The organism is Burkholderia sp. BCC1638 (assembly GCF_902833195.1).
GTDB lineage: Bacteria > Pseudomonadota > Gammaproteobacteria > Burkholderiales > Burkholderiaceae > Burkholderia > Burkholderia diffusa.
Genome location: NZ_CADFEC010000059.1, coordinates 1 through 9,286 on the forward strand (window position 1 = coordinate 1; position 9,286 = coordinate 9,286).

Annotated in this window: 7 protein-coding genes and 3 pseudogenes; 7 read left to right on the top strand and 3 right to left on the bottom strand. The window is 58.4% G+C overall.

All coding sequences use genetic code 11. The features are described from left to right. Positions 1-308: 308 nt before the first annotated feature. Positions 309-704, top strand: a pseudogene (locus tag HWX22_RS30910) (transposase); the annotation flags it as partial. Positions 705-872: 168 nt separating this feature from the next. Here HWX22_RS30910 and HWX22_RS30915 read toward each other — a convergent pair. Beyond that, on the bottom strand, positions 873-1,922 hold the full coding sequence (locus HWX22_RS30915; protein ID WP_244135330.1) for an IS110 family transposase: 1,050 nt from the start codon (positions 1,920-1,922) through the stop codon (positions 873-875). A 72-nt stretch (positions 1,923-1,994) separates the two neighbouring features. Here HWX22_RS30915 and HWX22_RS30920 point away from each other — a divergent pair. Continuing rightward, positions 1,995-2,882, top strand: a pseudogene (locus HWX22_RS30920) (IS3 family transposase); the annotation flags it as partial. Positions 2,883-3,057: 175 nt separating this feature from the next. Here the strand turns inward: HWX22_RS30920 and HWX22_RS30925 are convergent. Then, positions 3,058-3,639 (bottom strand): TetR/AcrR family transcriptional regulator, encoded by a 582-nt coding sequence (locus HWX22_RS30925; RefSeq protein ID WP_175912611.1) that lies wholly within the window; start codon positions 3,637-3,639, stop codon positions 3,058-3,060. 232 nt (positions 3,640-3,871) lie between these two features. Here HWX22_RS30925 and HWX22_RS30930 point away from each other — a divergent pair, with 232 nt between their 5' ends. Both HWX22_RS30930 and HWX22_RS30935 read left to right on the top strand, forming a co-directional pair. Continuing rightward, positions 3,872-4,534, top strand: coding sequence for a DUF3313 domain-containing protein (locus HWX22_RS30930; protein ID WP_175912619.1), 663 nt, complete (start codon positions 3,872-3,874; stop codon positions 4,532-4,534). Between the two features lie 89 nt (positions 4,535-4,623). Further along, positions 4,624-4,842 carry a hypothetical protein gene (locus HWX22_RS30935; protein WP_175912613.1) on the top strand — a complete coding sequence of 73 codons (219 nt, stop codon included), beginning with the start codon at positions 4,624-4,626 and terminating at the stop codon, positions 4,840-4,842. Positions 4,843-5,056: 214 nt separating this feature from the next. On the opposite strand, the gene HWX22_RS30940 is transcribed toward HWX22_RS30935, so the two are convergent. After that, the gene (locus HWX22_RS30940) at positions 5,057-5,779 is read right to left on the bottom strand and encodes a DUF2059 domain-containing protein (protein WP_175912615.1); all 723 of its coding nucleotides are present in this window, start codon (positions 5,777-5,779) and stop codon (positions 5,057-5,059) included. Between the two features lie 230 nt (positions 5,780-6,009). Between HWX22_RS30940 and HWX22_RS32405 the strand changes: the two genes are divergently transcribed. The 3 genes and pseudogenes from HWX22_RS32405 to HWX22_RS30950 all read left to right on the top strand — a co-directional run. Continuing rightward, positions 6,010-6,180: a DUF6726 family protein gene (locus HWX22_RS32405; protein WP_321852686.1), complete on the top strand. Its 171-nt coding sequence runs from the start codon at positions 6,010-6,012 to the stop codon at positions 6,178-6,180. 509 nt (positions 6,181-6,689) lie between these two features. Continuing rightward, entirely contained in the window at positions 6,690-7,631 is a 942-nt protein-coding gene (locus tag HWX22_RS30945) for an AraC family transcriptional regulator (RefSeq protein WP_175912617.1), read from the top strand. Positions 7,632-7,642: 11 nt separating this feature from the next. Further along, a pseudogene (locus tag HWX22_RS30950) lies at positions 7,643-8,772 on the top strand (diguanylate cyclase); the annotation flags it as partial. Positions 8,773-9,286 lie beyond the last annotated feature (514 nt).

Below are 9,286 nucleotides of genomic sequence, written 5' to 3' on the forward strand. Positions count from 1 at the left end.
TACCTTGCGCCGTCAGAGTTTGCGGCGAAACATCGGGCAACCGCGGATACTCCTGCCGCTTTCCAGGAGTTGGTTTAATGGGACTTTGCTAGAAGCCCATTGGCCCTATTGATGGGGGCAGGTCATGGTCAACCCAGTTGATGCAGATCCTCGTCCTCACTAGCGTCTTTGCTGTATTGCCCTCGTTGCATAACGCGCTCTGCCGTTATCTGTTTGGAGCAGCCCCCTGAAACACCGGACGTAGCCTCTCGCTTAAACTAGCGGGTAGGCATAAGACTGTGTTTTTGACTAACACCAGGCAGGAAGTGATGGAAGTGTTGACGGGCCCAGAGCGTCGGCGGCGCTGGACGGCGGAGCAGAAGCTGGCGATGGTGCGCGAGAACTTCGAGCCGGGGAAGTCGGTTTCGATAGTCGCGCGCCAGCACGGCGTGAACCCGAACCAGCTGTTCCATCGGCGCAAGCTGTACCAGGACGGGAGCCTGTCAGCAGTCAAGGCTGGCGAGGAAGTGGTTCCGGCATCGGAGCGGGCCGATGTGCTCAAGCAGATTCGCGAGCTGCAACGGATGCTCGGCAAGAAGACTATGGAGAACGAGATTCTCCGAGAAGCAGTCGAGTACGGCCGGGCAAAAATGTATGGTCCGCCCCGGTTTTGCAAGCGGGTTCTGTGTGACGAAGCAGTTTGCGTAAATGTATCCGGCCTCTCGCCAGTCAGCCGCTTTTGGCGGCAAGGCCATGTTGGGATATGCGCGCTCGGTTCCCAATAAATGGACTGACCTCAAGGACCGCTTTTTTGTCCCGGGTTTACCGAACGCCGTAGCACGGTTTCGTCATCAGGTATCAGCCTGCAAACTTGGAAGGGTGTTCATTACCTCCTACTGCTGTTTCGGTTGCCTAAGATAGAACGCACCTTGGCGGGTCAGCACGGCCCACGAAATTCTTGCGAGCTTGTTGGCCAAAGCGACGATGATCTTGTTGCGATGTATGCCCCGTGCTTCCATTCGGGCTATCCAGGCGCCGAGATGATCTTTTGTTCGATCGAGATGCAGCACGCAGGAACGAGCGCCGTGCACAAGCAGCTTGCGCAAATAGGGATTGCCGCGCTTACTGATTCCGAGCAAGCACTGTTTGCCACCCGTCGAGAATTTCTTCGGCACAAGCCCAAGCCAGGCAGCCAGATGCCGACCGGATTTGAATTGAGTGCCTGTCCCGGCGAAAGCAGTAATGGCCGTCGCTGTGAGTTGGCCGATACCCGGCACTGATGTCAGTCGGGTAGCAGCATCGTCGGCGCTGGCAATAGATTCGATTTGCTGCCGAAGTTGCAGCAGACGTGCCTCGATGGAACGATATTCCTGCCATAGCTCCTCGAGCAGGCGGCGCATCGACGGAGTCAGTCCGTTTTGGTCATCTGAGAGAATCGATGGCATGTCACGGACGAAGTATGCGGCGCCGACACTGATGGTGAGACCATATTCGAGTAGAAAAGCACGGGCCTGATTGATGACGGACGTCTTGTTGGAAACGAGCCGTTGCCGGACACGGTGTAGCGCTTGTAAATCGAGCTGGGCCTCTGTCTTCGGCTGTGCGAAGCGCATGGTAGGACGGGAGATTGCTTCGGCGATCGTCTCTGCGTCGATCATGTCCGTCTTGTTGGACTTGACGAACGGTTTGTCGAACTGCGCGGGGACTATCCGGACCTCGTGACCGGAGAGGGCGGCCTTACGAGCAAGCCAGTTACTGCCAGGGCAGGCCTCCATCCCGACAACTGTTGGTGACGCACGGGCGAGAAATTCGATGAGGCTTTCGCGAGTGAAGCGGTTTCTGAACACCGGCTTGCCAGCGAAATCGAGTCCGACGACGTGAAACGCTGATTTGCCGATGTCGATGCCCATGCGAACCACGACAGGTTTGACAGGCTGACTCATGACACACCTCGTCGGAAGTTGTACGTGTCACCGCCGATTATGCGACTGCGGGAGGGGCGGACCATCCTATTAATGGATAGCGCACTCGGCCTCGCTGCCGGAGGACGACCAGTGAAACTGGGTTGTGAAGTTCTCGGCGTGTCGCGCTCGAACGTATCGGCACGACTGTCGCGTCCGACGACGTGGCGCGATGGCCGTCAATCGAGGCAGACCGACGATGCGGTCGTGGTCGAGGAAATCCGCCGGGTCGTCGGCGATTTGCCCAGCTATGGCTATCGGCGGGTTTGGGGCACGTTGCGTAACGAGCGCGTTGCGCTTGGACTGGTCCCGTTCAACGCTAAGCGCATCCATCGCGTCATGCGCACGCACGGGCTGCTGATGCAGCGCCGACCGAATCCGCCTCGGCCGCAACGTCGACATGACGGCAAGGTGGCCGTGGCGCGCAGCAATCAGCGATGGTGCTCGGACGGCTTCGAGTTCCGCTGCGACAACGGAGAACCGCTGCGCGTGACGATTGCGCTGGATTGCTGCGACCGTGGAGCGATGAGTTGGGCGGTCACGAGGGCAGGCCATAGCGGCGACATCGTTCGCGACGTGATGCTGGCTGCAGTGGAAAACCGGTTTGGCAACGGACCGCATACACCGTCCGAAATCGAGTGGCTGAGCGACAACGGTTCGGGCCACACGGCCGACGATACGCGCCGGTTCGCAGCAGCCATCGGCCTGAAGCCATTGACCACGCCGGTGTGCAGCCCGCAAAGTAACGGGATGGCTGGGAGCTTCGTGAAAACGATGAAGCGCGACTACGTCGCCTTCATGCCGAAGTCGGATGCGGCGACTGCTGCACGCAACCTGGCCATCGCGTTCGAGCATTACAACGAGAAGCATCCCCATAGCGCGCTGAAATATCGCCCGCCTCGCGAGTTCCGGCGCTCGCTGGATTCAGCAACCTTAGTGTGACGCCGTGCCCGGAACTACAGGGTCAACTCCAGTTCGTGTTGCTGCGCGATATCAGGTCAGCGTTCCAATGCTCTGGGAAATGAGCGAGCAGGACGGTACGTTAGCAGAATAAGCGGACACGATTGGCGCCATTGGCAGAATTTACGAACTTCAACCGCGACGAAAGAGCAAACGATTACCTAGGTTTGCGCTTGACCGTCTTGGTTTGCCAGCTTTCTTCGTTCAGCAGGCGAGTGAATAGTCGATTTCGCATGGCCCCTGTTAGCGGTGTCACGCCAAGCAGCACATTGAACGCGATGCCACTCGCCGCGAAGTAACGCAGAAGCGAGAGTTCGAAATCGTCAGCCTCCTTGTCCATTGTTTTCAGCTTGTCGGCATCAACGTTGTTTCGGCCCTCTAGCAATTCCGGACTTTCGATGATTGCCGCCAGCACCGCGCGTGCGACCGAATTCGGTTGATTGATGGCTTCCCGAAAAATCGCGATCTGGGCCGCGAGCGTCGGCTCGACCTTCGACGCTCCTTCCTTGACGAGGTAATCGCGCCCGAACTGTTCGAATTGCTGCTGCTGGAATTCGAGTAACGCCTGGAGCACACCCTGCTTGGTACGAAACTGATGCAACAACCCCCCCTTGCTGATGCCGCTCTCGCGCGAGAGCGCGTCGAACGTCAAGCCTCCCACGCCGTCGCGAGTGAGGATGCTGAGTGCTGCATCGATTGCCTTCTTGCGGGATATTTCCGAGCGAGTCTGGTTGTCCATTTAATATTCGCGATGGTGTCGCGCTTGTGCGCGGTGATGTGGCGGTAGGTCCAGGCGAACTCGAGATGATGCTCTCGGCCGTAACCCCCCATTGTACATTGGCGATTTCTTTTCAAAAAACAAACCGGGCAGACGGTTTACATATGGCAAGGACGATGCTACGCTTCCCTTGCGTCAACCCTTTCGCAATTTCACCTCTAGTGCCGGCCGAGCGCCTTCCATGGAATCCGACATGCTCACACCTAAATTTGGCTCTTTCATCTTTTCCGGCGTCACGATGGTGACGTTGGCCGCATGCGCCGGTGTGCAGCCCGTTGCCTATTCGGGCATTGCCTCCTCGCTACAGCTGACACAGAACCGCGGCGGTGACGCCGCAAAGGTGCCGTACCGATACGCGGCACGCGTGGACTGGTCGCAATACCGGCAGGTGATCGTGGATCCGGTCGTCGTATATGCCGGTCAGGACAATCAGTTCGGCGACTTGAACGGCGAGGACAAGACGGCGCTTGCCGATTACATGGGGAGGGTGTTCGCCGACAAACTCGCAAAGCGCTTCCAAGTCGCGTCGAAGCCATCCCCTGCGACACTGCGCGTAAGGCTCACTCTGACTGGCGCGGAGAAAACCACGGCGATTGTCGGACAAGCCATGCATTTCGATATCGCCGGCAATCTCTATAACGGCGCGCAGGCAATTCGGGGTGGCAAGGGAGCGTTCAGCGGTTCGGTTTCATACGCCGTCGAAGTCTACGACAGCTTGAGCGGTCGACTGCTAAGTGCATATGTGACAAAGCAATATCCGAACGCCATGAACCTGCCGGCTGCATTCGGTTCGCTCAGTGCCGCTCGGACTGGCATCGACAAGGGCGCAGACGCGCTCGTTGCCCAACTCCGGTGAAGACGGTGATGTCGCACTCGCTGCGACGCGGCGGGTCGATGTCGAGACATCCGAGATGAACTGACCGATATTGACGAGAAGCCAGGAATATGCGCGAAATTGCCTATCTCATTCTTGAGATGCCACCACCGCTTATGATCGCGATCGTGTTCCTGGTCGCTTATATGGCGATCGGGATTCCCGCTTACTTGATGCGTGGCGCCCTTGCCCGGGACATTTTCGGTACGATGGCCGGCGTCTTCGCATCGCTCGTCTATCTGACACTCGTGCTGGTCTTCCAGGCCGACATCCAAGACCTGTCTCGATGATCGTGCACGTACCTATGTCGACTGCAGGCGACGCAGTGAACCTGCCAGAGTTGCATGGTTTGTTCAATGGACGCGCAGCAGCGAACATTAGAAAAAACAAACGTCGTTGCGGAAAGGGCGGTTGGTGTGGCGACTTGCCGGCCGCCAGCGAAGCATCTTCATGGGCGGGCATGGATTCCCGCCGGTAACACGAGCGTCGTTCAGTGACGCTTCCTCAGTATCGACTTTCCGCAATTTCATTGATCCGAGGCTGAACGATGGAGATTGCTCTGTCCATCTCTGGCATGATGGTGGTTCGACCTTTGCGAAGCCATGCTTGCCCGGCTGCGCTCATATAAAAATCGTTAACGCCATGGAGTTCGCTGATCGTGAAATTGCTTGCGCAGCTATCTGTCAACTGCTTGAGCACAGGATCCCTGAGATCGTTGACGGAGTCTTCGAGCATCTCACGATAGGTGCTGGCATCCGGCGATCCGGCCGGCCCGCGCTTGCGGCCGACGCTGTCGTACGATTTCCTGACAAGATCGCGGATACGTTGGTCCATATCATCCTCCATGCCTGATGACCGGAGCGCTTGACGGCACATGGTGCGCTTCTCGCCAAATCGATTCAAATCGTCGAGGCCGCGAAACTGAGCATGTGTTGTCGAAGTGAAACTGATCGCAGCCATGCACGATACGATCGGTATGAAGTATGAGATTTTCATCTGGAGCCGTTTCAGAAGCCGTTCGTCAGGTAAGGAACGTCGGTCGAAAATACCGTCACGATGACGAGGACGCTCACGAGCGATGCAGCAAGTGGTGCTGCAAGCAAAAGCAACGTTCTGATTGAAAATCTTGGGACTCGGTTGGGGGCGGTTAGGTGGCGCATGATTGCCGTTTGATGAGTGAAAGAAGGGAGTACGGTCTGCTGCGCTCGCATCGATGGATGTCGTCATTTGCTCGTTGATTGTGCCGAGACAACGACACACCGGGCTCCGGAGTGTTCGTTACGCGTTGAGCGATCAATCGAGCTGCGCAAGTTGTCACGTCGGCGAATTCGATTTACAAGTCATGGTAGCATACAAACCGTCTAGACGGTTTGTATGCTACCATGACTTATCTGAACGCAGGCTGATCAAGTCACGGCGGGTTCGGATTGTGTGCTGATCGCTATCAGGAGGCGTATATGAAGTGGTTCATTCGTGCTGCGTGTGTTGCTGGCTGTATCGTCCTTGGCGGATGCGGTCTGGCTGCAGCGCCGTGTCGTATCGCGTCGGCAGGAATAAAGATCGTGCCGGTCGTGGGGCACGTGGCTGCGGCGCCGACGGACGCGTGTGCAACAGTAATCGATCCGTGAATTTCGACTCGACTTGCGAAGCCCAGCAATAATCGGTTGGAAGCTGGACTGTCGACCGGGTACTTTTGGTCGCACGCGATTGCCACGTCGATTTTGGATCGACGCTGGCTTGCGAAAAGCTCCGGGCAGGTCGCGTCATTCGGCTGGCCAAGAACATAGTCGGGACGCTGACGTCGAAGGCCGAATTGTGGATTCCGCGTCTGCAACGGTGCCGTAGGGTTTCAGCCTCGAGCGTGCGTGGCAAACCTGTCCAGGCGTCCCTGCGCGAATCTGAGTGGTTACCGATGCCATTCGTGACGGCGTGCGGGTGATAGCTTTAGTGTGCGGCGAACAACCTCGTGAGTTCACGAGAATTCCGCAGCTCTTTGTTGGTCATAACCGACGCGTGACGTCTCCACTTCCCAAACGGTGACGATTATTGGGATCCTACGTCGATGATGGGTGAATTTCTTGAATGTCCGCGCGGATGGCTTTGATGAGCTAAAGTGACGATTTTGCGTAGTTGTCTAATGGATGCGTTGAGCCAATTGCTGTCGTTGGGCTGCAGCCGAGTTGAATTGGAGATGCGTTGCCTGCTCGACGGTACGTTTACGATTGCGTATGACGCGCCGCCGCCCAGTGAGGTGGCGTTTCATCTCATGCTTTCGGGACAGTGCCGACTACGCGTTGCAGGCGGCCGCACTCAGCAGCTCGGGGAGGGTGATCTCTTGCTGTTGCCTGGTGGCGGCGCGTACGAAATCCTGGATGCGATTGGCGCGCGCGGCGCTGTAACCGTGCCAATACATGAACTGGCTGCGACGAACGTCACGGTGCTGCCGGTTCAATCGAACATCGGCGACGTAGACAGCGCGAACGTGGACATGCTGTGCGGCCGGCTTGTCTTTGGTCGCGGCGCCGGTGACTTGCTGTTGCGTGCCCTGCCGAGGGTGATGCACATAGGGTTGTGTGAGTCGTCGGGGCTCGAGCCGCTGCAAATGCTCATGGGCTTGCTGCGCTCCGAGATGTCGAGAGAGCAGCCGGGCGCCCGTGCGATTGTCGATGCGCTTGGGCAGGCTCTGCTCACGTATGCGCTGCGCGCATATGGCCAGGATACGCAGATGCTATCAGGGTGGCTCGCAGTCGCGGTCGACGCGCGGCTCGGGCCGTCGATTCGAGCTATGTTGCAGGCACCGGCGCATCCGTGGACCGTTGCGTCGCTTGGCAATGTCGCAGCGATGTCGCGCGCAACGTATGCGCGGCATTTTCGCGAGAAGGCTGGGATGAGCGTCGGTGCGTTCGTCGCGCAGATCCGAATGATGCACGCATGCGCACTGTTGAGGGACTCGGGGAGCGGGCAGGCTGCGATCGGAGAGGCCGTTGGCTATCGGTCGGAAGCGGCATTCGGCAAAGCGTTTCGTGACGTGCTCGGCATGACGCCAGGGCGATGGCGTCGTACTCATCGCTGCGTGTGATACACGTGTCTGTCGGCGCAATTTCTCGGCTCGACGCTGGCGGAAACATCATCCTGGATTCCGCCAACGACGTGCCGCGCCAGGGGAATTTTTCGGATCGCTCAACATGGTGCTGTCACGGCGAGTCTCGAACCCCGATGGCTCGTTTGGCGGCATCGCACTGATCGCGATCGACTTTGAGTACTTCCGCCAGGTGTTTGCCGGGCTGTCGCTCGGGCAGCACGGCTCGATGTCCCTGATCGGCAACGACGGCATAATGGTGATGCGTCACCCGTACGACGTACACATCATCGGCCGCAACATCAGCAAGGCCGCGACATTCCGGCGCTTCCAGACGGCAGGAGGGTTCTTTTTCGGGAACGGCGTCGATCGATGGGGGCGTCGTCTCTACTACTTCAAGCACTTGCCGAAGCTGCCGCTGATCATCATGGTCGCGGAGGCGGAACAGGACATCCTAGCACCGTGCCGTAATGATCGGCGCGCTGGTGGCCACGTTCGGCGTCGCCATTATCGTCGTGTCGATCATGCTCGGTACGCAACTGGGGCCTCGTATGCGGGCAGAGTCCGAACGGGTTCTCCTGGCACACACGGACGGGTTCACTGGTTTGAACAATCGGCGCAGCTTCGGGGGAAGTGCTGGACCGCGAATGGCGCCGCGTCCGACGGGCCAATTCCGTTTTCTCCCTACTGTTTGTCGACGTCGACCGCTTCAAGGCGTACAAACGACACGTACGGCCATCAAGGCGGGCGACGACGAGCTGGCGGCTGTTGCTCGCTGCATCGGCGGGAATATCCGACGCCCGGCAGATACCGCGGCTCGCTACGGTGGGGAAGAATTCGTTGTGCTGTTGCCCGATACGCCGGAAACGGGTGCTGCGCAGATCGCCGAGCGCATTCGTGCGGCATCGATGAACTGGCGCTCAAGCATGCTGGCAGCGAATACAGGCGCGTCACAGCCAGTATTGGCCTGGCAAGCTGGACGCCGGAGCAGGAAGAGGATGCTGGCGCCGTGATCAAGGCAGCGGACGAGGCGCCGTACTACGCGAAGGCAACCGGCCGGAACAAGGTCGCCGCGTTTCAGTCCCGGTCTGATCGAGGTCATCTTGACATGCCCCTATTTTTTTGCTCGAGTCGGCACTAGAGTCCGAGGTTAAAACCTGCTGCTTTGTATTGTGCGCCCGGGCGAACTGCATGGGCCCTAGGTTGCCGATCGAATCGGACTCGGACACGTGTGTCGTGTAACTGCGGTGGAGAATCCCACCGAATGTAGGATCTGCCTTAGTAGGCGGATTAGTTCGCAAGCTAGCGCGCAATGAAGTGTGGTTGCGTATGTGGGCGCCGAGGTCTGACAGTTTCTACGTAGAAACTTTAAGAGACGAGTTTGGGCCGGTGTGTCGTTGTTCCGTAAAAAGGCGCCGCGATGCGCTCCACCGATGTGCTCAATTCGTGCCGCAGGCGCATTACAAAATAGGGTCATATTAAAAAGGTCACTCGATCGCCCCAATCTGAGGGGGAGTCGTCGAGGGGGGTGCCCCTATGTGTTTCGTCAAGCGGTAGGGGCTGACTTGGGTTGGTAAATGGTGCCGTCGCGCAGCATGGCGAACAGGACGTCACAGCGTCGCCGTGCGAGCGCGATGAGCGCTTGGTTGTGGCGC

What these genes read in the sequence shown, in the direction of transcription:
- HWX22_RS30915 (WP_244135330.1), bottom strand. Translation starts at nt 1,922, where the DNA reads ATGAGTCAGCCTGTCAAACCTGTCGTGGTTCGCATGGGCATCGACATC.
- HWX22_RS30925 (WP_175912611.1), bottom strand. Translation starts at nt 3,639, where the DNA reads ATGGACAACCAGACTCGCTCGGAAATATCCCGCAAGAAGGCAATCGAT.
- HWX22_RS30930 (WP_175912619.1), top strand. Translation starts at nt 3,872, where the DNA reads ATGCTCACACCTAAATTTGGCTCTTTCATCTTTTCCGGCGTCACGATG.
- HWX22_RS30935 (WP_175912613.1), top strand. Translation starts at nt 4,624, where the DNA reads ATGCGCGAAATTGCCTATCTCATTCTTGAGATGCCACCACCGCTTATG.
- HWX22_RS30940 (WP_175912615.1), bottom strand. Translation starts at nt 5,779, where the DNA reads ATGACGACATCCATCGATGCGAGCGCAGCAGACCGTACTCCCTTCTTT.
- HWX22_RS32405 (WP_321852686.1), top strand. Translation starts at nt 6,010, where the DNA reads ATGAAGTGGTTCATTCGTGCTGCGTGTGTTGCTGGCTGTATCGTCCTT.
- HWX22_RS30945 (WP_175912617.1), top strand. Translation starts at nt 6,690, where the DNA reads ATGGATGCGTTGAGCCAATTGCTGTCGTTGGGCTGCAGCCGAGTTGAA.